A 25,661-nucleotide genomic window follows, 5' to 3' on the forward strand; every position below is an offset into this window, starting at 1 on the left:
GTTACCCATGTGAGAGTAAGTCATCGCCAGCTCATTATTCAAACACCCTCAACTAACGTTGAGGGTGTTTTTTTATGGATAAAATAAAATGTTAAGAAGAATAAAAAACCCTTAAATATAATTTAAGGGTTTTAAACTTATATGAATATCAAATACTTAGAAATGTGCTTCTAAGCCTAAATATGGACCTTTAAACTCTAATTGAGTTTCTTGGTTGGAATCTTGATTCAGTTTAATGTCTAAGATGCGATAACCCGCTTTTAAACCGACATCCACCAGAATCGCATCAATAAAGTTATACTTAATTTCTGCTTGAGCATCACGCACTTCATTGTCACTATTTTTAGCGTAATTGACTTCAGCTTTAGCACTTAATCCTGTAAATGGTAACTTTACTGCAGCTTCAGCATACAGCATTGGCAAAGTTTCACTGACTTCCTGAGTTTGGAACAGATTAGATTTTAAATCACCCTCAATGAGTTTAGCGCCAATCCCAACATCTGCTGCAACAATATTATCTAAAATTTCATAATATAAAATGAAATCTGAATAGTCTAAATCGAGCTGATGGGTTTTTACACCTGCAACACTTTGTTCACTTTCGGCCTGTAAATTGGTGTGTTTAATTTTTGCATTGGGCAAAAATGGCACAGGATGCTCGACTGAAACGCTAAAAGGTAGGGCATAATCATCATCAAGTGCAGGTGAAAGTTGCGTTTGAGTCCAGTCTGCACTGTATTTCCAGTAATCTAGGCTGGCTTTTACACCAATGATATCGGCATGTGCAAATGAACAGCCAGCAAGGCTGAGTGCTAAAGCAAAACGTGGTATGGTGATCATAAGAACTCTAAAATTTTGTAGACATCATTTTGTCGTGATTGGATTTAAATTGTGATTTTGCATAGGATGTCTATATCTTATGCGCTATTGTCCAATTTAGTGCATCATACATTTTCTTGAATGAAAATTCTTGCAAAAAATACAGCCTATTCGTGCCAAAAACAGAGGATTTTAGTATGCAAAATATCAATCATCCCGTGGATTATCCGCTTTATGTGGCCAGTAAAGCGCTAGAAACAGGGCAATGGTTAGACGTTCAGCATAAATATTCTCAAAAATTGTACGCCCGTGTTGCACTTGCAGATGCCAAAACGCTGGAAAAAGCCATTCGTGCTGCAGTAAAAGCAGAAGCTGAAATGGCAAAATTACAGCCTTTTCAAAAACAAAAAATTCTGCTGCATTGTGTGCAGCGTTTCCAAGATATGCGTGAAGAATTGGTTGACATTCTAATAGCTGAAGGTGGAAAGCCACGCATGGCTGCAATGGCAGAGGTGGAGCGTTTAATTAATACCTTCCAAATTGCGGCAGATGCTGTATCGCAATTAGATGAAGGGCGCATTTTGCCTTTGGCTGTGACGGCTGCTGCTGCAAATTATCAAGGGATGGTCAAGCATGTGCCGATTGGTGCAGTATCTTTAATTAGTCCATTTAATTTTCCACTGAATTTAACTGCACATAAAATTGCGCCTGCCATTGCAGCAGGTTGTCCTTTTGTACTGAAACCTGCCAGTGCTACCCCTATTTCAGCATTAAAAATTGCAGAAGTGTTGGCAGAAACAGATTTACCTAAAGGTGCTTTTTCAGTTTTACCATGTGAGCGGGAACAAGCCGATGTTTTAGTCACGGATGATCGCTTTAAACTGTTGAGTTTTACGGGTTCAGATGTGGTGGGCTGGGATATGAAAGCCCGTGCAGGCCGTAAAAAAGTGACCTTAGAGTTGGGCGGCAATGCAGCAGTGATGATTGAACCGGATACAGAATTGAATGATGCGCTGATCAATCGTCTCATTGGCGGGGCATATAATCATGCAGGGCAGGTGTGTATTAGTGTGCAACGTATTTTAGTGCATGCAGATGTATATGCTGACCTGAAAAAGAAAATGGTCAGCCAGCTGAAAAAAATCAAAGCGGCAGACCCAGATTTAGACACGACGCTAGTTGGCCCAATGATTAAGACTTCTGAAGCGCAGCGTCTGAAAAAATGGGTCGATAAGGCAGTGAAGAAAGGTGCGAAATTGTTGGTCGGTGGAGAACTCAAAGGGGTGATGTTTGAGCCGACTTTATTGGAACAGGTCGATCCAAACTTAGAAGTGTATAAAGATGAAGTTTTTGGCCCTGTTGCCATTTTGGAAAAATATTCATCTTTTGAACAAGGGATTGCACGTATTAATCAAAGCCGTTTTGGTTTACAGGCGGGCGTGTATACAAAGAGTCTGGACAAAATGCTGTATGCATGGGAGCAGTTGCAGGTGGGTGGTGTGATTATTAATGATATTCCATCCTTCCGCGTTGACAATATGCCTTATGGTGGCGTGAAAGATTCAGGTTTAGGGCGAGAAGGGATTCAATCTGCCATTCGTGATATGCAGGAAGAACGTTTATTGGTAATTAAGCGTTAAGGCATTGCTCTTTTTTGCGTCATTTAGCCAGCGCTGTAGTGATTTAAAAACAACTTCGGTGCTGCTTAGAATAGATGAAAAGTAAAATAATCAGAACAAGCTAAAAAATATATTCCAAATAGTTATATTATTTATTACCAAAAAATCAAGTCAAAATGGAATGGAATTTGAACGTTTGATTAAAAAAGTGCATATAAAAAGCATCTTTCTGAGCAGAATTTACAGAAAAATTGTTCAAAAATGAGTATTGTTAAGCCATACAAAAGCGCACTATTTTGTAAAAACTTTAAGCAAGATTTTCTGAATATTTCGCTGTTTGATCTTTAGATCATGACGCTCACAAGGTGTAACTCTAAAGCAAACACCCAGATTTTCATTTTTTGCAGAATATTTTTTGTGTGCGCTAAAGTACCGTAATATAAGTAAATTTAAGCTAATGAAAAAGCAGGTTTATTTATATAAAAGGTTAAAATTAAAAACAAGCAGTAAAAAATATTCTGAAGTTTAGGTGTTCTATGACAGATTCTCGTGAGAGTTGGTCCGCACGATCAGGCTTCATTATTGCAGCCATTGGTTCTGCGGTCGGGCTAGGCAATATTTGGCGTTTCCCTTATGTTGCGTATGAAAATGGTGGCGGTGCATTTTTAATTCCGTATTTAATTGCGATCTTTGCCGCAGGTTTGCCATTATTGTTTTTGGACTATGCGGTCGGGCATAAGTACCGTAAAGCACCGCCAACGGCTTATAAAAAGCTGATGAACAGCGAATCACTTGGTTGGTGGCAAGTGATGGTGACCTTGTTGATTGGGATTTACTATGCCAGCGTGTTGTCTTGGGCAGGCAGCTATATGTTCTATTCCATTGGTCAACAATGGGGTGCAGATACAGAAAAATTCTTCTTCTCGACCTATTTGCAAAATGGTGAAGGCTTAGCTTTCGGTTTTGTACCGACTTTATTTATTGGATTAGTCATCGTGTGGACGGTGGTGATGTTCATTTTATATGGTGGGGTCAAAAAAGGGGTGGAGTTGTCGAATAAAATCTTTATGCCATTGTTGGTGATTTTATTCTCCATTTTGGTGATTCAAGCTTTACGTTTACCTGGTGCGGTAGATGGTTTAAATGCTTTCTTTACTCCAAATTGGGAAGCAATGGCGAACTATAAAGTTTGGTTAGCTGCCTTTGGTCATATCTTCTTCTCGCTTTCAGTTGGATTCGGGATCATGCTGACCTATTCATCTTACTTAAAGCGTAAAACCAATTTGACAGGTTCTGGCTTGGTGGTGGCATTGGCCAACTCTTCATTTGAAATTCTAGCGGGTATTGGTATTTTTGCTGCGCTTGGTTTCATGGCCTACAGCGCTGGTTCATCGGTAGATGAAGTAGTTTCTGGTGGTATTGGTCTTGCGTTTATTGCATTCCCAAAAATTATTTCAAGCCTCGGTGCAGGTGGCGATCTATTCGGTTTCTTGTTCTTTGCTTCATTGACCGTTGCTGGTGTGACTTCAATGGTGAGTATTCTACAAGTCCCTATTGCTGCTTTCCAAGACAAACTGGGTTGGTCTCGTAAACGTGCAGTGACCATTATTGCAGGTGGTTCGGCGATTATTTCAACCCTGTTATTCTCTACCCACAGCGCAATTACTTTTGTAGACATCATTGACTACTTTGCCAATAACATTGGTATTGTCGGTGGTGGTTTATTGTCAATTATTTTGGTGACTTGGTTCCGTCGTCCATTGCTTAAAGAACTGCAAACACATGTCAATCAATACTCAAGCATCAAATTGGGTTGGGGGTGGAATTTTCTCTTAACTGTAGTCACACCACTTTCTTTATTGGTTGCTTTAGGTTTAACCCTTAAATCTATTTTTGCAGAAGGCTATAGTGGCTATCCATTACATATTTTACTCACCGTGGGTGGGGGTACAGTGCTGCTATTTGTAATTGGTGCAGTAATGCTTAGCCGTTTAAAAGACCACGACGCAGCGGAGAAATAATATGAATACATCGGCAATTGTGATGTTGCTCATTTCAACTGTGGTGCTATGGGGTGGATTGGTCTTAGCGATGATTCATCTGATTAAAAACCCAGATGAACTGGAAGACCAAACTTGAGATGAGGATGTACAAGTGCTTTATGCCAAGTACATCCTGAAGTTTAAAAAAGTCAAAAAATAACCCTTGAATCGATCAAGGGTTATTTTTTTGAAAAGAGAAAAAGTGGCAATAAATTTATGCTGTTTTTTCGATACGACAATAATAAAAACCATCGCCACGACCTTGCTGTGGTAGCAATTGGCGCCCATATCGTTGTGCAATGCCCCAGTCTGCTTCAATTTTTACTTCTTTGGCATTGTCATGTTCGGCAAAAAACTGCTGCATTTGCTGTTCATTTTCGGCTTTTAAAATCGAGCAGGTAATGTAAAGCAATGTGCCACCCACTTTAAGTTGCTGCCACATGTGTTGCAAAATCTGTTGTTGTAAGGCTGCGGTTTGTTGAATGTCGCCAGATTGACGCAGCAAGCGAATATCTGGATGACGACGCAAAACTCCAATTGCTGAACATGGTGCATCTAATACAATACAGTCTACGGTTTCACTGGTCATCCATGTGGTGGCATCAGCAGCGACAATATCGACCTGTGTGTCTTGATTCAGCTGTAGACGTTCTAGGTTTTCACTGACACGTAATAGACGTTTGGCATCGTGATCTAGCGCAATCAGTTTTTTAGGCTGAAACTTTTCCAAAAGATGTGCTGTTTTGCCACCAGGTGCTGCGCAGGCATCGATCACCACTTTGCCATCTAAATTTGGCAAGAGGGAAGCACACAATTGAGCATGTTCATCCTGAACCGAAAACACGCCTTCATCAAAGCCGGGTAAGTCTGGAATGTGCACATTTTGCAGCATCACAATACCGACTTCAGATAAGCTACAAGCTTCGGCAGCAATCTCTTGCTCCTGCAAAATTTCTAGATAGTCATCACGGCTAATTTGGCGTGTATTGACTCTTAAAGTCAGTGGTGCGGTTTGTTTTAGGCTTTGGGTTAATTGTTCTAGTTGTTCTGGCCAGTCTTTTTTCAGACGCTTGTATAACCAACTTGGTAAACCATGTGCCTGAGTCAAAGCGGTTTGAAAGTCTGAGGTTTCACGTGAAACACGACGCAGAATGGCATTGACCACACCACTTAAGGCTTGATAGCCCAATTGCTTGGTCGCAGTCACGGTTTCCGAAATTGCGGCATGACTAGCCACACGAGTGCAGAGTACCTGATACAGCCCGACGTATAAGCAAGTTTCCACGGTTTCATTGTTTAAAGGTTTGACCAACAACGGCAAGGTAATGCTTTTTAGGGCATACCACTGTCTTAAAGTCCCCAAAACTAGCTCGTGAAATAAGGCACGGTCACGTTCTGACACTTTGTTTAAGTGTAAAGGCAAAACACTATTTAAAGATTGTCCTTGCTGGACAGCCAATAAAGTACGGATTACTTGGGCACGCAAGTTCAAATGCGAGCTGCCAGATTCAGATGGGCTCATGCGAGAACTTGTCCTGATTGAAGTTTTTGAGTTTGAATAATTTGTACTGGGTTCAGAGGCTTAGCACCTGGCCATTGCAGTGAGGTTAAACATACCGCTTGTTGATCGCCACAGGCCACGTGTACGCCCTGTTTATCCAGTTTTAAAATCGTGCCTGCTGCCTGACCTTGTGCAGACTCAGTTGATAATTGGGAACCCCATACTCGCAAGTTTTGGCTGTCATCTAAAGGGATAAATGCCACAGGCCAAGGGTTAAAGGCACGAATATTACGGTCAATTGCAACGGCGGACTGTGACCAGTCAATTTGCGCTTCGGCTTTAGAGAGTTTATGTGCATAGACCGTTAAGGCTTCATCTTGCACTTCACGCGCTGCTAAATAATCTTGTAATTTTTGTTCTGAAGCCAATACTTCCACAATCGCTTCGGCACCTTGCTCGGCCAATTTGTCATGTAAGCTGGCAGAGGTCTCTTCTGCAGTAATGGGGCACAGGGTTTTATACATCATATCGCCTGTGTCTAAACCTGCGGCCATTTTCATAATGGTTACGCCTGTTTCAGTATCGCCCGTAGCAATAGCACGCTGAATAGGCGCTGCACCACGCCAACGTGGTAATAACGAACCGTGGATATTCAAACAACCGTATTTAGGGGTATCTAAAACCACTTGTGGCAAGATGAGACCATAAGCTGCGACGACCATGACATCGGCATTCAGGGCAGCCAATTCTTGTTGGGCCGTTAAACCTTCTTCAGTAGATGATTTAAAATGCAAAGGTTGATACACAGGAAGATCGTGTTGCAGTGCCAATTGTTTAACCGCTGAAGCAGTGAGTTTTTGCCCACGTCCCGCTTTACGGTCAGGCTGAGTGTAGACCGCGACAATGTCATGTTCAGTGTTCAGGAGTGCTGCCAAAGCACTTGCAGCGAATTCAGGCGTACCCGCAAAAACGATTTTCAATGGAAATCAACCCATGTAAATAGATAACGCGGCAATTATAACAAATTGCAGCTCAAAGGTCGGAAAGGGATGTAACAAATCCCCTCTGCGGCTGTTCTGCGCTATAATTATTATGATAAATATTGGTAATGCAAAACCTAAATATTATTCATGAAAGTTTTGTATTTAATTCAGTATGATCAACAAAGTGCTGTCGTTTTTAAGCCATTACGTATTTTTTAACTAGGACATAAAGCAGCAGCCTTACTACCTCAAGCTGTAGTAAAATAGAAAGATTCTTCAACTGTTTTGCAGTGACAAAGACCTTGCAAACAGTATTATTTCGCCAGAATGAACATCGTATTCATTCCCGCACAACCAAGTTGGAACTTTACAATGCCTGACTATCGTTCAAAAACATCGACACACGGAAGAAATATGGCTGGTGCACGTGGCTTATGGCGTGCAACAGGTATGAAAGACGAAGATTTCGGTAAGCCGATTATTGCGGTGGTCAACTCATTTACCCAATTTGTACCTGGCCATGTGCATTTAAAAGACCTTGGGCAAATGGTGGCAGAGCAAATTCAGGCTGCAGGTGGTGTGGCTAAAGAATTTAACACCATTGCGGTAGATGACGGGATTGCCATGGGCCATGACGGCATGTTGTATTCATTGCCATCGCGTGACTTGATTGCCGACTCTGTTGAGTACATGGTGAGCGCACACTGTGCTGATGCCATGGTATGTATTTCAAACTGTGACAAAATCACCCCAGGAATGTTGATGGCAGCGATGCGTCTGAACATTCCAGTGGTCTTTGTGTCTGGCGGTCCAATGGAAGCAGGTAAAGTTAAAATTCGCGGTAATGAGCATGCGATTGACTTGATTGATGCAATGATTGTGGCAGCAGATGACAACTACAGCGACGAAGAAGTGGCTGAGTACGAGCGTTCTGCATGTCCAACTTGTGGTTCATGTTCAGGCATGTTCACTGCAAACTCAATGAACTGCTTAACTGAAGCTTTAGGTTTATCTTTACCGGGCAATGGTTCAATTGTCGCCACCCACGCTAACCGTAAAAAACTGTTCGATCAAGCAGGTCAGTTAATCGTGGAATTGGCAAAACGCCATTATGAACAAGATGACTACAGCGTATTGCCACGTTCAATGGTTACCAAAGCATCGTATGAAAATGCCATGACACTAGACATTGCCATGGGTGGTTCAACCAACACGGTATTGCACTTATTGGCGGCTGCCAATGAAGCAGGTGTTGATTTCACCATGGATGATATTGACCGTTTATCACGCAAAGTACCTGTTTTATGTAAAGTTGCACCTGCAAAACAAGACGTTCATATGGAAGATGTACACCGTGCAGGCGGCATCATGTCTATTTTAGGTGAGCTAGACCGTGCGGGCTTATTAGATACTTCAGTGGGCACAGTTCACGAAGCAACATTAAAAGATGCTTTAGACAAATGGGACATTATCCGTACTGAAAATGAAGAAGTGTATAGCTTCTACCGTTCTGCACCGGGCGGCGTACCAACTCAAACTGCATTTTCACAAGACCGTTACTATTCACGTTTAGATGGTGACCGTGATAGTGGTGTCATCCGTAATGCAGAAAATGCGTTCTCTAAAGATGGTGGTTTGGCGGTACTTTACGGCAACATCGCTTTAGATGGCTGTATTGTGAAAACTGCAGGGGTAGATGATTCCATTTTAAAATTCAACGGTACGGCACGTGTTTTTGAAAGTCAGGATGCTGCAGTCGATGCGATCTTAGGCGGTAAAATTACAGCGGGTGATGTGGTGGTGATTCGCTACGAAGGCCCACGTGGCGGCCCGGGTATGCAAGAAATGCTGTATCCGACCAGCTATTTGAAATCGAAAGGTTTGGGCAAAGAATGTGCCTTACTCACCGATGGTCGTTTCTCTGGCGGTTCTTCAGGTCTTTCAATTGGTCACGTTTCTCCAGAAGCGGCTGAAGGTGGTGCGATTGGTTTGGTTGAAGATGGCGACCGTATCGAAATTGATATTCCAAACCGCAGCATTCACTTGGCAGTTGATGATGCAACCATGGCGGCACGTCGTGAAGCACAGGAAGCCAAAGGCTGGCATCCTGAAGAAGAGCGTCCGCGTAAAATTTCAAAAGCCTTGAAAGCTTATGCGATGCACACCACCAGTGCGGCAAAAGGTGCGGTACGCGAAATCTAAGCATCCACTAGTGCATAAATCTTAAATAAAAAAGCACTCCTAACATTGGGGTGCTTTTTTTATGTACATACCTGTGCAGGATGTGACATCTAAATCGCACGTGGTTTTTCTTGGGCATTTGGTTTTATATCGTGCCTGCTTTCTATACAATGAAATACAGAATAAATTAGATCCGTATGACTTGACCGATCTTGCAAGGAATCCGCTATGAGCAAACAGAATATTCGCGAACATTCAGCCGAAGTCTATGAAGGCATTGAAAATGCACCTGCACGTTCCATGATGCGCGCGGTCGGTTTTAAGGATGAAGATTTTAGCCGTCCATTCATTGGTATTGCATCGACTTGGGCCAATGTCACACCATGTAATATGCACATTGATAGCTTGGCACGAGAAGCAGAAACAGGCGTGAATCAGGCGGGTGGTAAAGGTATTATTTTCAATACCATCACCATTTCAGACGGTATTTCTAACGGCACCGAAGGCATGAAATATTCACTGGTTTCACGTGAAATTATTGCCGACTCAATTGAAGCGGTGGTGGGGTGTCAGGCTTATGATGGCGTAATTGCCATTGGTGGCTGTGACAAAAACATGCCAGGCTGCATTATGGGACTGGCACGTTTAAACCGTCCAGGCTTGTTTGTGTATGGCGGCACCATCAAACCAGGTGCAGGACATACCGATATTATTTCGGTATTTGAAGCTGTGGGGCAGCATGCCAAAGGTGAAATTAACGAAATTCAGGTCAAGCAAATTGAAGAAGTGGCTTTGCCCGGTGCAGGCTCTTGTGGTGGGATGTACACCGCCAACTCAATGGCATCGGCCATCGAAGCCTTGGGCATGAGTTTGCCGGGTTCTTCGGCACAGGAAGCAGTATCTCAAGACAAATTGCAGGATTGCCAACGTGCAGGCGAAGCCGTTATGAATCTGTTGCGTTTGGACATTAAACCGCGTGACATTATGACCAAGTCTGCTTTTGAAAATGCCATTAAAGTGCTGATTGCTTTGGGTGGTTCAACCAATGGCGTACTGCATTTAATTGCTATGGCCCACTCAGCAGGGGTTGAACTCACGCTAGATGACTTTGTACGAATTGGTCAGGAAACACCTGTGGTGGCAGATGTACGCCCATCGGGTAAATATTTAATGTCTGAGCTGATTGCGATTGGCGGAATTCAACCGCTAATGAAACGTATGCTCGATGCAGGAATGTTAGATGGTTCGTGCTTAACCGTTACTGGTAAAACTTTGGCAGAAAACTTGGCCGATGTTGCTGACTACCCAGCCGATCAGCAGATTATTTTACCGTTTGATGCCCCAATTAAAAAAGATTCGCATTTGGTGGTGTTAAAAGGCAATTTATCGCCAACAGGGGCGGTGGCCAAAATTACAGGCAAAGAAGGTTTGTATTTTGAAGGCCCTGCACGTGTTTTTGAAGGCGAAATTGGTGCAATGCGCGGTATTTTGGATGGTGAAGTCCAAGAAGGCGAAGTGGTGGTGATTCGTGGTGAAGGCCCTAAAGGTGGCCCTGGTATGCCTGAAATGCTAAAACCAACTTCTGCCATTGTTGGTAAAGGCTTAGGAAACTCAGTGGCTTTAATTACCGATGGGCGATTCTCAGGCGGCAGTCATGGTTTTGTGATTGGACATGTCACCCCAGAAGCCTATGAAGGTGGGCCAATTGGTCTGGTTAAAAATGGCGATAAAATTTCGATTAATGCCGAAACCCGTGAAATGACTTGGCATGTGTCGGAAGAAGAAATGGCCGCACGTAAAGCTGCATGGGTCAAACCAAAACCAAACTACACCCATGGTGCTTTGGCAAAATTTGCCAAACTGGCATCGGGGGCAGAGAAGGGTGCGGTTACCGATCTGAATTTAGAGGTCTAATTGATCAATTAGATGTGAATTGATATAAATCCTTGTGTACTATTTAGGGACTAGCGCCATGGTTGTTTTTGTCCATAGACCCTAGACCACAAGGATTTTAATTGTAGAGGTTGATCTCATGTCACTGTTGCGCCGTTGGTTCGATCCGATTCGATCGAGTTGGTTTTATCAAAAACCTTCTCGGCAAGCGGTGTTGCCCACGGAACACGGACTGAGTGTGCATCTGCGTTTAGACGATGTTTACAGCTATTTGGCGGTGCAGCAACTGCCGCAGTTAGAAGATATTTTGGCAGAGGAATTAAAGCCGTTAAAGGTGGTAATTTCTAGCCAAAGTGGTGATGCTCCCAATCAAATGTCAGCAGCGGAATGGCAAAACTATTGCATCAATGATGCGCAGATTTTGGCCAAGCAACATCGTTTTAGTTTTCACGATACACCTGAACCACCGACTGCAGAAGCCTTGATGCAGGCCGAAGCTATTTTGCGGCATACCCCACTACGTGGGCAGGACTTTTTGTATTTACTTGAAGATGTGTTCCACATGCTGTGGCAAAAACAGTCGGGTAAATTACGCACCTTATATGCCATGGCCAGCCGTCATCATCAGGTACAGGATTTTTCCGAACGGGTATTTGATGATGCACCTGTGTTGGCCAGTTATTTTGAATTTGGCGGACGTAAATACCATGCGGTCGATGATTTATTGCGCTTAACTCGCCGTTTAAAACAACAAAAACTGCTGACTGATAATCCTATTTTCTTGATCAATCACATTGAATGGCGAGAACATTTAATTAGTGATGCCGAAGAACTCAATGAAATTCAGGCACTCGACCCTGAACTGGATTTGTATATTGCACTGGAAGACCCGATTTCTTGGTTGTTATTGGCGTATATCAAAGAAGAATTAGCTGCCTATTACAATATCCATTTGAATGTGTATCCCTTGTCTTATCATGGACGCGACTGGTTTGACTGGAGTTTGGCAACACGTTTATCTAAACGTACTGATGTTGCGTTTACGCCGTTTTGCCGCCCGACTGAGCAGGCGACTTATCAAATGGCACAACTGTATTACAGTGCGCCTGAAGAACAGCGTGTGGATGCCATGTATCGCATTTTGCAGGCGGTATGGACGAGGGGACAGGATTTATCCTTTAAAGCGCATTTTGAGCGTATGCAGCGTGAACTGGAGTTAGATCAACTGACCACAGCCGATGTGACCGAGTTGCTCAAAGAAAACGATATGCTGTGTGAAATGAAATCTCAGCCCGATTTTCCTGTGTTGGAATTGCGCATAGATGGGCAAAGCTACGTGTTTAACAGCTTATATCGGGTGTGGATGATTGAAAGTATTTTCAGTAATGTGTTAGAAGAAAAGTATAAGAGTGAAATTGAAAACGAAACTGAAAGTGTAGCCCCAGCCCATGAACAATGAAAAAGTAAACTCATTACAACAAGCACGTGACAAGATTGATCAGATAGATGTGGCTTTAATTGAACTGATTGCATCACGTCAGTTTTATGTCGATCAAGCCATGCGCCATAAACAGACGGTGGAAGATGTGCAATCACCACAGCGAGTGAAAGAAGTCATTGAAAAAGTGCGTACTCTTGCGCTGCAACATGATGTTGATCCTGATATGGTTGAGCGTTTGTACCACGATATGATTCAGCACTTTATTCAACGTGAACTGAAAGAATTCCGCCCTTAAAAAGTTTTTAATGAGTTTGGCGTGATACTTCAAACTCAGCCAATCCTTTCCTTTACGCTGCAAAATTGCGGTGTCTGTATTTATTTTTAGCCTCGAAACAGTATTTTTAAAAATAATATGTTTATTTTTTCTATAGACAGCTTTTAGCGCAAAGCCTTGCCTGTCTTGGCTTTGCTGTTGCTTTTGAAAGCTATGGTAAAAAAAAGATTATGATTTTATTACATTTTTTAACATTGTAAGTTTGCATTATTCTGAAAAGTATATATATTGTATATACATCTTTTGCAAAGCAGTCTTTATTTTGGAGAGATCAGCAATGAACGAGCAAATCAAAAAAATAAAGACAGGCAAGAAAGATGGACAACTTTTAATTCGTATTAATAGTACTGAACGTGATGAATTTATTCGTTTATGTGAAGAACTTGATACTAGTGCTGCTCGTGAATTAAGAAAATTTATTCGTAGTTTTGTGAAACAACACAATGGTAACGAATAGCCTTACTAAGGAGTAATACCATGGCTAAGCAAGTTAAATCTTTGAAGCAACAAATCAAAGCACGTTTGAAAAAGATTTCAAAACATAAAGGCAAATTGAAGCAACTTAAGCAAGAGCTTAAAAAACAGAAATAAGCCACAGCAAAAGCATGATCTCTTAAAACGGTTTATTCTAGACAGACTGTTTGAGGTAAAAAAAAGACCGAACAATCATTGTTGTTCGGTCTTTTTGCATTACTTCGGCAGCTGCTTAGGTTACAGCAGATGACAGCAGGTTCTGATTAGGATGGATCACGCAAACTAAAGAACCAGTTCAGGAACAAGGCTGCAAAAGTTGCTGTCCCAATCCCGCCCAAGTTAAAGCTGCCCAATTGCAACGCAAAGTCACCCGTTCCTAAAATAATGGTCACGGCAGCCACCATCAGATTTTTGTTTTTAGAAAAATCGACTTTGTTTTCAATCCAGATTTTCGCGCCAGCAATGGTAATCAAACCAAATACCACAATCGAAGCGCCCGTTAAAATGGCGGTAGGAATGGTATGGATGATTGCCCCAAATTTTGGTGATAAGCCAAGGAAAATAGCAAAGACCCCCGCCACCACAAAAATAATCGTGGAATACACGCGGGTAACAGCCATCACCCCAATGTTTTCACCATAGGTAGTCATACCCGGTGCACCGACACCACCTGCAAGGGTTGTGGCAACACCATCGGCTACAAAGGCTTTACCAATGTGTGGATCGAGGTTTTCACCAGTCATGGCACCTACTGCTTTAATGTGTCCCAAGTTCTCTGCCACCAAAATGAAGGCAATTGGGGCAATAATCAGCATGGCATTCACATCAAATACAGGCGCATGAAAGTCTGGTACGCCAAACCAAGCGGCTTGCTGAATTGGTGTGAAGTTAATTGGCGTCCCCCAACCCATGACATTGGTGACCATAAAATAGATCAGATACGACATGAGTAAGCCAATTAAAAGCAAGAGGCGTTGCAGTAAACCTTTGGTAAACACGGCAATCATGCCCATACATAGTACAGTTACCAATGCCATCCACATATTAAATGGATTGCCTGCAACGGCTTTGACCGTGACTGGGGCAAGGTTTAAACCAATGATCATCACCACTGCACCTGTCACTACAGGTGGCATCAATTTTTCAATCCAGCGGGTGCCTGTGGCCATCACCAAAAAGCCAATCAGGGCATATAAAATACCGCAGGCAATAATCCCGCCTGCCGCGACCCCAATATTGGCATTTAAACCACCTGCTGCACCTGCATAGCCTGTGGCAGCAATCACTACCCCAATAAAGGCAAAGCTCGAACCTAAATAACTTGGAACGCGCCCACCTGTCATGAAAAAGAACAGGATGGTACAAATCCCTGACATTAAAATGGCAAGGTTCGGGTCAAAGCCCATTAAGAAAGGTGCAAGTACCGTAGCACCAAACATGGCAAACGCGTGTTGTATCCCCAATACAACGGTTTGTGCAGGCGGTAGATACTCATTGGTCCCTACAGGACGCGCATCAATGTTGCCTTCATAAGGGCGCCATTTGGGAAACCAATTGGACATAAAGTGAGCACTCAAAAGCTAAATTGAGCACATCATACCCTTGTATTGCATAAATTTTTAAAAAATTTTGCGAGGAAACTGACCAGTTGCTTATTTTTAGAATTAAATTTTACTATTTGTTAAAAATTAAATTTAATATAAATAAGTAATTTTATTTATAAATTTAAAGAATGTATTGCGGCATTAGTGAGATGAAAACAGACTAAGAATAAATTTAATTGCACATAATTTAGGCTGGTTTTTTTGCCTCGTAACGCATGTCTTAGTCCATGTCTGCTTTCACGTTATTATGTCCACTGTGTTTGGCTTTATGAAGCATGAGCCCAAGCCATTTCTAAGTGAGTGAATAAGCCACAAGCAGAGTACATGACTCTGCTTGTTGTGCTATTCGTAGAGGCTTAACCTGTATTGCGTAAGCCTGCTGCAATCCCTGCAATGCTCACCATAAGGGCATGATCGACAGGGGTATGTTCGGCATGTTGTTCTGCCAAATACCGGCGACGACGTTTCATCAACTCTGCCTGTAGCAAATGCAGTGGCAATAAATACGGTTTACGCACCCGCATTGATTGATCTAGCACATCATTGCTGCTGAGCAATTGCGATTCACCTTTGAGGGTCAGTAACGTTGTTACGGCATCACGCAGGCGTTGACGCAGTTGCTCACCGAGTTGTTTCAAGTCTTCGTCATCGGTCAGGTGTGACTCATAATACAATGCAATATTGCTGTCGGCTTTAGACAACACCATTTCCAACATATCAATTAAAGTCTGGAAATAAGGCCAATCGCTGAGCATTTCATCTAAAGTGGCTTTTTGTCCCTGATCGATTGTTTGGTTAATTGCTGCGCCTGTACCTAACCAAGCAGGCAGCATCAACCGGATTTGCGTCCATGCAAACACCCACGGGATGGCACGTAAGGATTCAATTCCGCCGCTGACTTTACGTTTTGCAGGACGAGAACCGAGCGGCAACATCTGCAATTCTAGTTCTGGCGTAACGGTGCGTAAATATTTCACAAAATGTGGATTTTCACGCACAGTTTGACGATACACCTGTACTGATAACTCAGTCATGTTGTGCATCAACTCGCGCCACTCAGGTTTAGGAACTGGCGGTGGCATTAAGGTCGCTTCTAAGGTTGCCGCGGTATAGACTTCCAGATTTTGTAAAGCAACGCCTTCAAGCCCGAATTTAAAGCGAATCATTTCGCCTTGTTCTGTGACGCGAATTGCACCTGAAATAGAGCCAGGTGGTTGTGAAAACAGCGCTTGCTGAGTCGGTGCGCCACCACGGCTGATTGAACCACCACGACCGTGGAATAAGGTCAACTGTACAGCGTGTTGTTGCGCTACAGCTGTTAATTCTTCTTGCGCACGGTACTGTGCCCAGTTAGCCGACATAAAGCCCGCATCTTTGGCTGAGTCTGAATAGCCAATCATTACCTCATGTTTGCCCTGAATATGCTGTTTATACCAATGCATCCCAAACAGGGTATTCATGGTTTGCGCAGCCCCATCTAAATCTTTCAGGGTTTCAAACAGGGGAACAACACGTAAAGGATGCTGAATACCCGCTTCTTTTTGTAGCAGTAACACTGCCAAAACATCACTTGGATATTCCGCCATGGAAATAATATAGGCACCCAAGCTTTCCTGCGGCTGTGCAGCCAAAGTACGCATCGTAGCAAAGACTTCTTGCACATCTGGGTGTTGAATCAGACTTTGTGCAGGTTCCTGCATGAATTTTGGCAATAATGGACGCTTGCTTTGTAATTCTTGTAGCAAGAAGTTTTGACGTGCCTGTTCTGTCCAAGTTTCAAAATTGCCCAAACCTAAGTATTCGGTAATAGCTGAAATGGCTTGGCGATGACGTCCAGACTCCTGACGAATATCCAGTTTCAGTAATTCAATGCCAAAACAGTTGACCCGATGAATCAGATCCAACAATTTGCCATTGGCAATCTCTGATAGCTGGCAAGCGGTGAGTGAGCGATAACACAGCAATAAAGGCTGTAACAGTTCATCTTTGCTTTTAATCACCAAGCTGTCATCGCCATCTTTGCCTTGTAATTTGGCAGCCAACCAATCACGGGTGGCTTTTAGACGTTCGCGAGTGTCACGTAAATATTCACGATATGGCTCTGCATGGAAATGTCCTAAGGCATCGGCCAGTTCTGGGCTGCATTGCTGAATCGAGAGTTCCCAACGCAAGTTTTCAATATCGCGTAAATATAATTCTGCAGCTTTCCAGCGTGATAGCCACAGCACTTCTTGAGTGACTTTATGAGTGACATTGGGGTTGCCATCACGGTCACCACCCATCCATGAAGCAAAACGCACAGGGGCAACGGTTAGCGGCAAGTTTTGCCCACAATGTTCTTGCACAATGCCGTCTAATTCACGCATGAATTTAGGCACGGCATTCCATAAGGTCTGCTCTATGGTGGTAAAGCCCCATTTGGCTTCATCGACTGGAGTTGGGCGATGCTGACGAATTTCATCGGTTTGCCAAGCCGAGCTGATCAGCTGTTTTAAATCTGCCAAAACTGCCTGACGTTCACGTGGGGTCAGTTTTTGCTGATCCATTTTAAATAGGCAGTCATTAATATCGTCATATTTTTGAATCAGGGTACGACGGCTGACTTCAGTTGGGTGTGCAGTCAGTACCAGTTCAATTTTTAGTTCACAGACTTGTTGAAACAAAGTTTCTGCAGAAATTTCATGGTGTTTAAATTTTTCAAATAAGCGGTCTAAAGGGTTGGGAGAAACCGCATGTTCATCAAACTCACTCTGACGACGGCTGCGCACCACATGGTATTGCTCGGCAATGTTGGCAAAGTTCAGGAAGTGGGTAAAGGCACGGGTCAGCGGTAAGATTTCATCATCTTCGAGGCTTAAAAATAGTTGTTCGAGCTGTTTTTCTGCTTCGGCTTGTCCATCACGTGCGCCTTTAGATAATGCTCGAATTTGTTCGACCTGATTAAACAAATCTTGTCCTGCGTGTAACTTGAGGGTTTCGCCCAGCAAGTTCCCAAGTAAGCGTACGTCATCGCGTAGAGGAGCATCAATTTGTTGAATCATTCGTTGTTCTCCATGTTCTGTGTTTTTCTACTCTAAAAAGACTATACCCCGATTTATCTACAATCCAAGCGGGCTATCTACAAAAGTTGCATGGATTTTGCGCATCTGAGCTTATAGTGCCAAGCAGCAGTATTTAGGAGAGAAATACAGGGTGGAGTGGAATGCTATTTGGTAAAAGAACCCCCGCTTTAGATAAACCTTTTTTGTAATGGGTTCTAAGATAATCAATGTATTAGAGTCCCAAGTGAATTTTCATGCTCATTGAGAGTATTTTTTATGCATAGTTGCTACCAATATGTAGTGATGAGGGGGGAGCAGCGTTTTGCTAAGTTACGAAAACAGCTGGATTAACCTTCGGTTCGACCTACTTTTCTTTCGGGAAAAGTAGGCAAAACCATTGTCATCCACAAAACCTGCTTACAGTTTATCTCTTATTCATTGTTTCGCAGAAACAGTAATAAAACGAATACCACGCAGGTTGTGGATGACATTCCTGCGTATCGAATGGTGATTAGTGTTGAGTTTGTTTATTTTCTTAAAACTGCGTGATTTGAATTTGTAAATCACGTAAGAAGAGGCAGCAAAATTAACCTGTTCAGCCATAACGCAGCATAAAAATTTCAATGGCGTGATTAATAATGTGCTGACATTCTGTTGGATTGGGTACGGCTCTTACACCAAGTAGGACTTCATGGTGGCGTAAACCATGCAGGAGCGACACAATCAGTTCAGTTTGGGTTTTGGGCGCATCTGCTTCAATAAACTGCAATGCAACGGCTTGGCGGAAGAAGTTTTCCCACATGGCTCTGAGTTTGGCATGTGAGGCATTGTAAAACTGTAATGCCAACGGATTTTGCTCAGAGGCCAGTTCCATCAATAAGTGTTCTAGCTTAATTGCCTCAGGCATATTCACCAAAGTTAAAGACAGTTCACAGGCTTGGTATAAAGCCTGCCGAAAATCGCTATTTGCGCTTAAGTGTAGAGGTTGGGCATTAAGCAGGCTTTCACAGGTTTCTTCAATGGCACAGGAAAACAGCGTGGCTTTGTCTTGAAAGTGATTATAGACCGTTAATTTGGTCACACCTGCTTCACGCGCAATCTGATTCATACTTGAACCATGAAAGCCTAGCTTTAAAAACAAGTGTTTTGCCGACATTAAAATGCGTTGGCGTTTTTCTAAATCTTTTGGTCGTCCGACATTAAGCTGCACTAGTTGATCCTAATTTACACCTGTAAATCTTGAAATGACGCTGCAGTTTTTAATTAGTGTACCCAGTGGTATATTAATTAAAAACTAATCAATTTAATATAGGGCCTGCTGATATTTCATAAATGATTTGCGCTGTAGGCTAAAACTGAGCAGATCAGGCATGAAACGCAGGGAATAGCGAGACTATTGCCAAGTTTCATAACGTAATCTGAGAAAGTTTTAGCCACAGCCTTTCAGGACGAGCATATTTTTGCTGCTATTGTGTTATGAGCCAGTCATTTAGAATGACTAAATTTCCTACCTCATGCCTTAAATCAGCTAAAAAATATGCGTCGTCGCAAACATAGACGAAGTGTCAGCAGCCCCTATCGTATTCTGCCCTAAAAATGAATTTTAAATAAGAGCGAACCTGATGAACATAATTCAGAATGCCATTGCCAGCCTGATGCTGATTTGCTGTCTTGCCTTAATGGGATGTAACAAACAAAACACAGCGGTTGAACAGGAAGTCCCTTTAGTGATGGTGACGCAACCGAGCAGTTTGCATACAGAACAAAAAAGCTATGCAGGTGAAGTGCAGGCACGTCAGCAAACTGCTTTGGCATTTCGTGTGGCTGGGCAGGTCACACAGCGTTTTGTTGATGTAGGCGATCAGGTCAAAGTGGGGCAAGTTTTAGCTACTTTAGATGTGCAAGATGCTGCGTTACAACTGAATGCAGCACGGGCACAACTGGAAAGTGCGGAATCTGCTGCAAAAGTGGCCAGTGATGAATTGCAGCGTTTTCAACAACTTTTACCTATGAAAGCAGTCAGTCGCTCACAATACGATGCAGTAAAAAATCAACATCAACATGCCATGGCGCAGTTGAAACAGGCACAGTCCAATTATGCCGTCAGTAGCAATCAAACTGCCTATAACCGACTGCGTGCCACAAAAAATGGGGTGATTACAGAGCGTTTTATTGAGGTTGGTCAGGTTTTGCCCGCAGGGCAAGTGGCGTATCAACTGGCCATTGCGGGTGAGCGTGAAGTGGTGATTGGCGTACCTGAACAGGCGGTGACTGATATCAAAGTCGGGCAAGCGGCTACAGTAAGTTTATGGTCACAACCTGATGCCCGTCTGGCTGGTACGGTGCGGGAAATTTCACCTGCAGCAGATCAGTCACGTACCTTTAAAGTCAAAGTCGCATTGCGGGAAAATAATGCCAACATTCAACTGGGGCAAAGTGCGCGGGTATTTCTCACTCGTCAAGCTCATCAGGGTTTATATGTACCGTTGTCTAGCGTATCGGCAACCGAGCAACAAGCCTTTGTTTTGGTCTTACAGCCGGATTCGACTGTACGTCAAGTACCAGTCAGCTTAGGGGCTTATGGGCGTGACAGCGTACCTGTACTCAGCGGTTTACAGCCACAGGATTATGTGGTGATGGGCGGTGTACATTTACTGCGTGATCGTCAAAAAATTCGCCCGATTAACCGTGACAATCAATCTATAGATGTTAAAACTGTGCTGCAAACACCAGCAAGTCACTCTGCGACAAGTGCAACCACCACACAGACGGAGCCTTAAGCATGAAGTTTAATCTGTCTGAATGGGCGCTGAAAAATAAAGGCCTAGTGGTTTACCTGATGCTGTTGTTGGGTATCGTCGGTATCTTCTCCTATTCAAAACTGGCACAAAGTGAAGACCCGCCATTCACATTTAAAGTGATGGTAATTCAAACCTATTGGCCGGGTGCGAGTGCCAAAGAGGTGTCGTTACAGGTCACAGACCGCATCGAAAAAGAGTTAATGAGTACGGGCGATTATGAACGCATCATGGCCTATTCACGGCCAGGTGAGTCTATGGTGACTTTTATTGCCAAAGACTCCATGCGTTCCAGTCAAATTCCCGATGTCTGGTATAAGGTGCGTAAAAAGGTCAATGACATTCGCCATGAACTGCCGCAAGGGGTACAAGGCCCATTTTTTAATGATGAATTTGGCGACACCTTTGGCAATATTTATGTGCTGACAGGCGCAGACTATGACTATGCCACCCTTAAAGAATATGCCGACCGTTTGCAGCTACAGTTACAGCGAGTGAAAGATGTAGCCAAAGTCAATTTGGTTGGGTTACAAGACCAAAAAATCTGGATTGAACTATCCAATACTAAAGCTGCACAACTTGGTATTCCAGTCACAGCCATTCAGCAAGCCTTACAACAACAAAACAGCGTGGCCAGTGCAGGTTTTTTTGAAACTGAGTCAGACCGTATTCAGGTACGAGTCAGCGGAGCATTACATAGTGTTGATGAACTGAAACAAATGCCACTGTTGGTGAATGGCACCACTATTCAACTGGGTGATGTTGCCGAGGTCTATCGTGGGTTTAGCGAGCCGGCCCAGCCACGTATGCGCTTTATGGGCGAAAATGGCATCGGCATTGCCGTGTCTATGCGTAAAGGCGGTGACATTCTGGCTTTAGGTGAAAATCTGGAAGCTGAATTTGCTCGTTTGCAAAAGACTTTGCCTTTAGGGATGCAGCTGCAAAAAGTGTCTGATCAACCTGTTGCGGTCAAACACAGTGTGAATGAGTTTATGAAAGTCTTGGCCGAAGCAGTGTTTATTGTATTGCTGGTCAGCTTCTTTTCACTGGGTTTTCGTACAGGCTTGGTGGTGGCATTTTCTATTCCACTGGTCTTGGCCATGACCTTTGCTGGCATGCACTTGTTTGATGTCGGGCTGCACAAAATTTCACTGGGTGCCTTAATTCTAGCCCTAGGTTTATTGGTGGATGATGCCATCATCGCCATTGAAATGATGGCGATTAAAATGGAACAGGGTTATAGCCGTTTGCAAGCCGCTGGGCATGCGTGGCGAACCACTGCTTTCCCAATGTTGACTGGTACATTGATTACCGCAGCAGGCTTTTTACCGATTGCCACAGCAGCATCAAGTACAGGGGAATATACCCGTTCAATTTTTCAGGTAGTGACCATTGCTTTAGTAGTGTCATGGTTTGCCGCAGTGCTGTTTGTGCCGTATTTGGGCGATAAATTATTGCCAGATTTTCAGCGACATGTGCAGCGCGCACCGTGGTATCAACGTCTTTGGGCACGTTTGCGTAAACAACCTGAGCCACAGCCTGTGGCACATCAGGCTGGTGAGGCGCATGACCCGTATCAAACCCGTTTCTATCAGGTATTTCGGTCATGGGTAAATACCTGTGTGCGCTATCGTAAAACCGTAATTGCGGCCACTGTTGCGATTTTTGTGTTGTCGATTGCAATGTTTAAACTGGTACCTCAACAATTCTTCCCGCCTTCCAATCGGGCGGAAATTTTGGTCGATTTAAAACTAGAAGAAGGTGCATCGCTCAAAGCCACCGAGGCCGCAGTCAAAAAAGTGGAAGACTTTTTGGCACAACAGGAGGGCATTGACAATTATGTGGCTTATATAGGTACAGGTTCGCCACGTTTTTATTTACCGCTAGATCAGCAATTGCCGCAAGCCAGTTTTGCGCAATTTGTGGTGCTGGCTTCATCTTTAGATGATCGAGATGAAATTCGCCGTAATTTATCGGAGCAGATCCGTTTATTGTTGCCTGAAGTGCGTACCCGCGTTTCTTTGCTGGAAAATGGCCCACCTGTAGGTTATCCATTGCAATTCCGTGTTTCAGGAGAAGACCTTGCTCAAGTACGACAGTGGGCACAGCAAGTGGCTGCCACAGTCAGTGCCAACCCGAATACCACCAATGTGCATTTAGATTGGGGTGAGCCAAGCAAAGTTATTCAATTACAAATTGATCAAGACCGTGCCCGTCAAATGGGGGTATCCAGTCTGGATTTGGCTAACTTCCTGAATAGCTCCATTAGTGGTGCGGCAATTAATCAATATCGTGAAAAACGTGAGCTAATTGAAATTCGATTACGTGGTGATCAAAGTGAGCGCCTAGATGTTGCATCCTTAAGCAGTTTGGCTGTACCGACTTCACGTGGAACATCGGTGCCGTTGGCACAAATTGCACAAATTGAATACCGTTTTGAGGAAGGTTTAATTTGGCATCGTAATCGTTTGCCAACCATTACTGTGCGTGCGGACATTAGTACGGGCCTACAACCTGCAACGGTGGTGAATCAGATCCAACCTGAGCTTGAAAGCTATAAAGGCACTTTGCCAAGTGGCTATTTAATTGAAGTTGGCGGCACGGTTGAAGAATCGGCGCGGGGTCAAAAATCAGTCAATGCGGGTATGCCGTTTTTCTTGGCTGTGGTGATGACCTTGTTGATGATTCAGCTGCGCAGCATGTCACGTGCATTCATTGTATTTTTGACTGCTCCGCTAGGCATCATTGGCGTGGTCTTGTTCTTATTGTTGTTTAACAAACCCTTTGGTTTTGTGGCGATGCTCGGCACAATTGCCTTGTCAGGTATGATCATGCGCAACTCCCTGATTTTAATTGATCAGATTGAACAAGACATTCTTGCAGGAGAGTCGCAGTGGGATGCAATTATTAACGCCACGGTACGCCGTTGCCGTCCAATTGTACTCACAGCATTAGCGGCTGTTTTGGCCATGATTCCACTTTCTCGCAGTATTTTCTTTGGCCCGATGGCCGTGGCGATTATGGGGGGATTAATTGTGGCAACCTTGTTGACGCTGTTCTTTTTACCAGCACTGTATGCGCAGTGGTTTAAAGTGAAAAAAAATCCACATAATCTGTAAAAGTGACATAATAACGGGTGCGAAACTTGGAAAATTTCAATATAGTAGCACCTTATATTTTTCAGCCTTAGCATACGTCACAGCATGCGCCAGATTAAAAAATAAAGCATGGCACACATGGGGTTTAATCACATTATGAAGCAAGATAACTTGGTAAAGTTTCGCCGTTCTGTTGCGATCTCTTACGTGTTTATGTTTTTTGCTTTGTTTACTGTGGTGAGTGGTGCTTTGGCGTATTGGTATGCACGTAAAGTGATTGTGGTGGACAGTACCGAAGTCTGGTTACAGGCGCAGGCGTTATGGATCATGCGCAATGTGGTAATTTACACGGTATTGGCCCTGTTTGCTGCACTGTGGTTTATTCCTTTGGCATTCTTTCCTTGGGATGCCTTTTTATGGGTCAAAGCCTGTACTGTGGCAGGTGTGGTATTTGCCGTGATCGCCTTCTTATTTTTACTCAATGCTTGGATTAAAGGGCTGTCCAAATTTTTAAAAAATAAAGCGGTGTTTTAACAGCATTTCGCTTGTATTCAGCATGTGGCTAAAATTTTTAGCAGTCTTCCCTTGTAAAACTCAGTTTTACCCCAATTTCACACATCAGTTCAGTTTTAAATAGAATTCCGTGAGGAGCATCGCCAGACATGGCTAAACGTGATTATTATGAGGTTTTGGGTGTAGCCAAAACCGCTAGTGATGATGAAATTAAAAAAGCCTACCGTAAGTTGGCGATGAAATATCATCCAGACCGTAACCCAGACAACCCAGAAGCTGAAGAAAAATTTAAAGAAGCTGCAGAAGCCTATGAAATTTTATCGGATGCAGAAAAGCGCAGTATGTATGACCGCATGGGGCACAATGCCTTTGAAGGTGGCATGGGCGGTGGTGGTGGCTTCGGCGGTGGTTTTAGCGCAGAAGACATTTTTAGCCAGTTTGGTGATATTTTCGGTGGTGCATTCGGTGGCGGTGGTCGTGGCCAGCAACGTGCACGCCGTGGTTCAGACTTACGCTATGTGATGGAACTGACCCTTGAAGAAGCGGTAAAAGGGGTGAAAAAAACCATTACCTTTACTGCACCAGCACCGTGTGAAGCGTGTGATGGCAAAGGCTCAAAAAATCCAAACGATGTTGAAACCTGTCCAACCTGTCATGGTGCGGGTCAGGTGCGTATGCAGCAAGGTTTCTTCTCGGTACAACAAACTTGTAGCACCTGTCGTGGTCAAGGCAAAATCATCAAAAACCCATGTAACCAATGTCATGGTTCGGGTGTTGCTGACCGTCAGCAAACCTTGGAAGTCACTATTCCTGCAGGCGTGGACAATGGCGACCGTGTACGTTTAACTGGTAAAGGTGAAGCCATCCGTGATGGTCAATCGGGCGACTTATACGTAGAAGTGGTGGTGCGTGAGCATGAAATCTTCCAGCGTGATGGTGCCGACCTGTATATGGATGTGCCTGTCAGCATTGCTGATGCAGCCCTAGGTAAGGAAATTGAAATTCCAACGCTTGATGGTCGTGTCAGCCTGAAAGTACCTGAGGGAACACAAACAGGTAAATTGTTCCGTTTGCGTGGTAAAGGGGTAAAACCTGTACGTACTAGCATGCAGGGCGATTTGTTATGCCGTATCGTGGTAGAAACACCAGTGAATTTGACTGCGCGTCAGCGTGAATTGTTAAAAGAGTTACAGGCGACGATGGAAGGTGAGGGTAGCCAATCATCACCAAAGAAGAAGTCGTTCTTTGATCGTTTGTTTGATTAAAAAATTTGGATGAGGTCTGCCAAAGCAGCATCTCATCTAAACTCAAAAATAAAGG

General features: G+C 43.6%; 18 protein-coding genes. 12 read left to right on the top strand and 6 right to left on the bottom strand.

The features are described 5' to 3' along the window. Positions 1 to 156 precede the first annotated feature (156 nt). Complete coding sequence (locus HHA43_RS04955) at positions 157 to 840, bottom strand: TIGR04219 family outer membrane beta-barrel protein (protein ID WP_168541862.1); 684 nt, start codon at positions 838 to 840, stop codon at positions 157 to 159. A 176-nt stretch (positions 841 to 1,016) separates the two neighbouring features. On the opposite strand from HHA43_RS04955, the gene HHA43_RS04960 reads away from it, so the two are divergent. The 3 genes from HHA43_RS04960 to HHA43_RS04970 all read left to right on the top strand — a co-directional run bounded on the left by HHA43_RS04960 (position 1,017) and on the right by HHA43_RS04970 (position 4,577). Beyond that, positions 1,017 to 2,459 (top strand): aldehyde dehydrogenase family protein, encoded by a 1,443-nt coding sequence (locus tag HHA43_RS04960; protein ID WP_168541864.1) that lies wholly within the window; start codon positions 1,017 to 1,019, stop codon positions 2,457 to 2,459. A gap of 515 nt (positions 2,460 to 2,974) precedes the next feature. After that, positions 2,975 to 4,459, top strand: coding sequence for a sodium-dependent transporter (locus tag HHA43_RS04965; protein ID WP_168418354.1), 1,485 nt, complete (start codon positions 2,975 to 2,977; stop codon positions 4,457 to 4,459). A 1-nt stretch (position 4,460) separates the two neighbouring features. Beyond that, the gene (locus HHA43_RS04970) at positions 4,461 to 4,577 is read left to right on the top strand and encodes a methionine/alanine import family NSS transporter small subunit (protein WP_168541866.1); all 117 of its coding nucleotides are present in this window, start codon (positions 4,461 to 4,463) and stop codon (positions 4,575 to 4,577) included. A 117-nt stretch (positions 4,578 to 4,694) separates the two neighbouring features. Here the strand turns inward: HHA43_RS04970 and rsmB are convergent, their stop codons facing one another. Together rsmB and fmt are read right to left on the bottom strand one after the other, a co-directional pair. Further along, positions 4,695 to 6,002, bottom strand: coding sequence for a 16S rRNA (cytosine(967)-C(5))-methyltransferase RsmB (rsmB, locus tag HHA43_RS04975; protein WP_168541868.1), 1,308 nt, complete (start codon positions 6,000 to 6,002; stop codon positions 4,695 to 4,697). Further along, positions 5,999 to 6,961, bottom strand: coding sequence for a methionyl-tRNA formyltransferase (fmt, locus tag HHA43_RS04980; RefSeq protein WP_168541870.1), 963 nt, complete (start codon positions 6,959 to 6,961; stop codon positions 5,999 to 6,001). Before fmt ends, rsmB begins: the two co-directional genes overlap by 4 nt. A 375-nt stretch (positions 6,962 to 7,336) precedes the next feature. Between fmt and ilvD (HHA43_RS04985) the strand changes: the two genes are divergently transcribed. From ilvD (HHA43_RS04985) to HHA43_RS05005, 5 genes are all read left to right on the top strand, one after another. Next, the gene (ilvD, locus tag HHA43_RS04985; RefSeq protein WP_168541872.1) at positions 7,337 to 9,166 is read left to right on the top strand and encodes a dihydroxy-acid dehydratase; all 1,830 of its coding nucleotides are present in this window, start codon (positions 7,337 to 7,339) and stop codon (positions 9,164 to 9,166) included. A gap of 207 nt (positions 9,167 to 9,373) precedes the next feature. Continuing rightward, positions 9,374 to 11,059 carry a dihydroxy-acid dehydratase gene (gene ilvD, locus HHA43_RS04990; protein WP_168541874.1) on the top strand — a complete coding sequence of 562 codons (1,686 nt, stop codon included), beginning with the start codon at positions 9,374 to 9,376 and terminating at the stop codon, positions 11,057 to 11,059. A gap of 118 nt (positions 11,060 to 11,177) precedes the next feature. Continuing rightward, positions 11,178 to 12,497: a hypothetical protein gene (locus HHA43_RS04995; protein WP_168541876.1), complete on the top strand. Its 1,320-nt coding sequence runs from the start codon at positions 11,178 to 11,180 to the stop codon at positions 12,495 to 12,497. Continuing rightward, complete coding sequence (locus HHA43_RS05000; RefSeq protein WP_168541878.1) at positions 12,487 to 12,774, top strand: chorismate mutase; 288 nt, start codon at positions 12,487 to 12,489, stop codon at positions 12,772 to 12,774. The genes HHA43_RS04995 and HHA43_RS05000 overlap by 11 nt, the downstream gene beginning before the upstream one ends. Positions 12,775 to 13,090: 316 nt before the next feature. Beyond that, positions 13,091 to 13,270: a hypothetical protein gene (locus tag HHA43_RS05005; RefSeq protein WP_004970356.1), complete on the top strand. Its 180-nt coding sequence runs from the start codon at positions 13,091 to 13,093 to the stop codon at positions 13,268 to 13,270. Between the two features lie 280 nt (positions 13,271 to 13,550). On the opposite strand, the gene HHA43_RS05010 is transcribed toward HHA43_RS05005, so the two are convergent. From HHA43_RS05010 to HHA43_RS05020, 3 genes are all read right to left on the bottom strand, one after another. Continuing rightward, on the bottom strand, positions 13,551 to 14,849 hold the full coding sequence (locus HHA43_RS05010; protein ID WP_168541880.1) for a solute carrier family 23 protein: 1,299 nt from the start codon (positions 14,847 to 14,849) through the stop codon (positions 13,551 to 13,553). 398 nt (positions 14,850 to 15,247) lie between these two features. Then, entirely contained in the window at positions 15,248 to 17,932 is a 2,685-nt protein-coding gene (gene ppc, locus HHA43_RS05015; RefSeq protein ID WP_168461031.1) for a phosphoenolpyruvate carboxylase, read from the bottom strand. 595 nt (positions 17,933 to 18,527) lie between these two features. Next, a complete protein-coding gene (locus HHA43_RS05020; RefSeq protein WP_168418343.1) occupies positions 18,528 to 19,142 on the bottom strand; it encodes a TetR/AcrR family transcriptional regulator in 615 nt (204 codons plus the stop codon). A gap of 412 nt (positions 19,143 to 19,554) precedes the next feature. Between HHA43_RS05020 and HHA43_RS05025 the strand changes: the two genes are divergently transcribed. The 4 genes from HHA43_RS05025 to dnaJ all read left to right on the top strand — a co-directional run bounded on the left by HHA43_RS05025 (position 19,555) and on the right by dnaJ (position 25,606). Next, the gene (locus tag HHA43_RS05025) at positions 19,555 to 20,712 is read left to right on the top strand and encodes an efflux RND transporter periplasmic adaptor subunit (RefSeq protein WP_168541882.1); all 1,158 of its coding nucleotides are present in this window, start codon (positions 19,555 to 19,557) and stop codon (positions 20,710 to 20,712) included. A 2-nt stretch (positions 20,713 to 20,714) separates the two neighbouring features. Beyond that, positions 20,715 to 23,849 (top strand): efflux RND transporter permease subunit, encoded by a 3,135-nt coding sequence (locus HHA43_RS05030; protein ID WP_168541884.1) that lies wholly within the window; start codon positions 20,715 to 20,717, stop codon positions 23,847 to 23,849. Positions 23,850 to 23,984: 135 nt separating this feature from the next. Beyond that, complete coding sequence (locus HHA43_RS05035; protein WP_168418340.1) at positions 23,985 to 24,362, top strand: hypothetical protein; 378 nt, start codon at positions 23,985 to 23,987, stop codon at positions 24,360 to 24,362. Between the two features lie 128 nt (positions 24,363 to 24,490). Then, positions 24,491 to 25,606, top strand: coding sequence for a molecular chaperone DnaJ (gene dnaJ / locus HHA43_RS05040; RefSeq protein ID WP_168541886.1), 1,116 nt, complete (start codon positions 24,491 to 24,493; stop codon positions 25,604 to 25,606). The last annotated feature ends 55 nt before the right edge of the window (positions 25,607 to 25,661 follow it).

This window comes from Acinetobacter sp. A2, assembly GCF_012371325.1.
Taxonomy (GTDB): domain Bacteria; phylum Pseudomonadota; class Gammaproteobacteria; order Pseudomonadales; family Moraxellaceae; genus Acinetobacter.

Coding starts and splice junctions, on each gene's coding strand:
- HHA43_RS04965 (WP_168418354.1), top strand. CDS start 2,975: ATGACAGATTCTCGTGAGAGTTGGTCCGCACGATCAGGCTTCATTATT.
- ppc (WP_168461031.1), bottom strand. CDS start 17,932: ATGATTCAACAAATTGATGCTCCTCTACGCGATGACGTACGCTTACTT.
- HHA43_RS05010 (WP_168541880.1), bottom strand. CDS start 14,849: ATGTCCAATTGGTTTCCCAAATGGCGCCCTTATGAAGGCAACATTGAT.
- HHA43_RS05035 (WP_168418340.1), top strand. CDS start 23,985: ATGAAGCAAGATAACTTGGTAAAGTTTCGCCGTTCTGTTGCGATCTCT.
- HHA43_RS05025 (WP_168541882.1), top strand. CDS start 19,555: ATGAACATAATTCAGAATGCCATTGCCAGCCTGATGCTGATTTGCTGT.
- HHA43_RS05030 (WP_168541884.1), top strand. CDS start 20,715: ATGAAGTTTAATCTGTCTGAATGGGCGCTGAAAAATAAAGGCCTAGTG.
- HHA43_RS04970 (WP_168541866.1), top strand. CDS start 4,461: ATGAATACATCGGCAATTGTGATGTTGCTCATTTCAACTGTGGTGCTA.
- HHA43_RS05000 (WP_168541878.1), top strand. CDS start 12,487: ATGAACAATGAAAAAGTAAACTCATTACAACAAGCACGTGACAAGATT.
- dnaJ (WP_168541886.1), top strand. CDS start 24,491: ATGGCTAAACGTGATTATTATGAGGTTTTGGGTGTAGCCAAAACCGCT.
- HHA43_RS04955 (WP_168541862.1), bottom strand. CDS start 840: ATGATCACCATACCACGTTTTGCTTTAGCACTCAGCCTTGCTGGCTGT.
- HHA43_RS05005 (WP_004970356.1), top strand. CDS start 13,091: ATGAACGAGCAAATCAAAAAAATAAAGACAGGCAAGAAAGATGGACAA.
- ilvD (WP_168541872.1), top strand. CDS start 7,337: ATGCCTGACTATCGTTCAAAAACATCGACACACGGAAGAAATATGGCT.
- rsmB (WP_168541868.1), bottom strand. CDS start 6,002: ATGAGCCCATCTGAATCTGGCAGCTCGCATTTGAACTTGCGTGCCCAA.
- HHA43_RS04960 (WP_168541864.1), top strand. CDS start 1,017: ATGCAAAATATCAATCATCCCGTGGATTATCCGCTTTATGTGGCCAGT.
- HHA43_RS04995 (WP_168541876.1), top strand. CDS start 11,178: ATGTCACTGTTGCGCCGTTGGTTCGATCCGATTCGATCGAGTTGGTTT.
- ilvD (WP_168541874.1), top strand. CDS start 9,374: ATGAGCAAACAGAATATTCGCGAACATTCAGCCGAAGTCTATGAAGGC.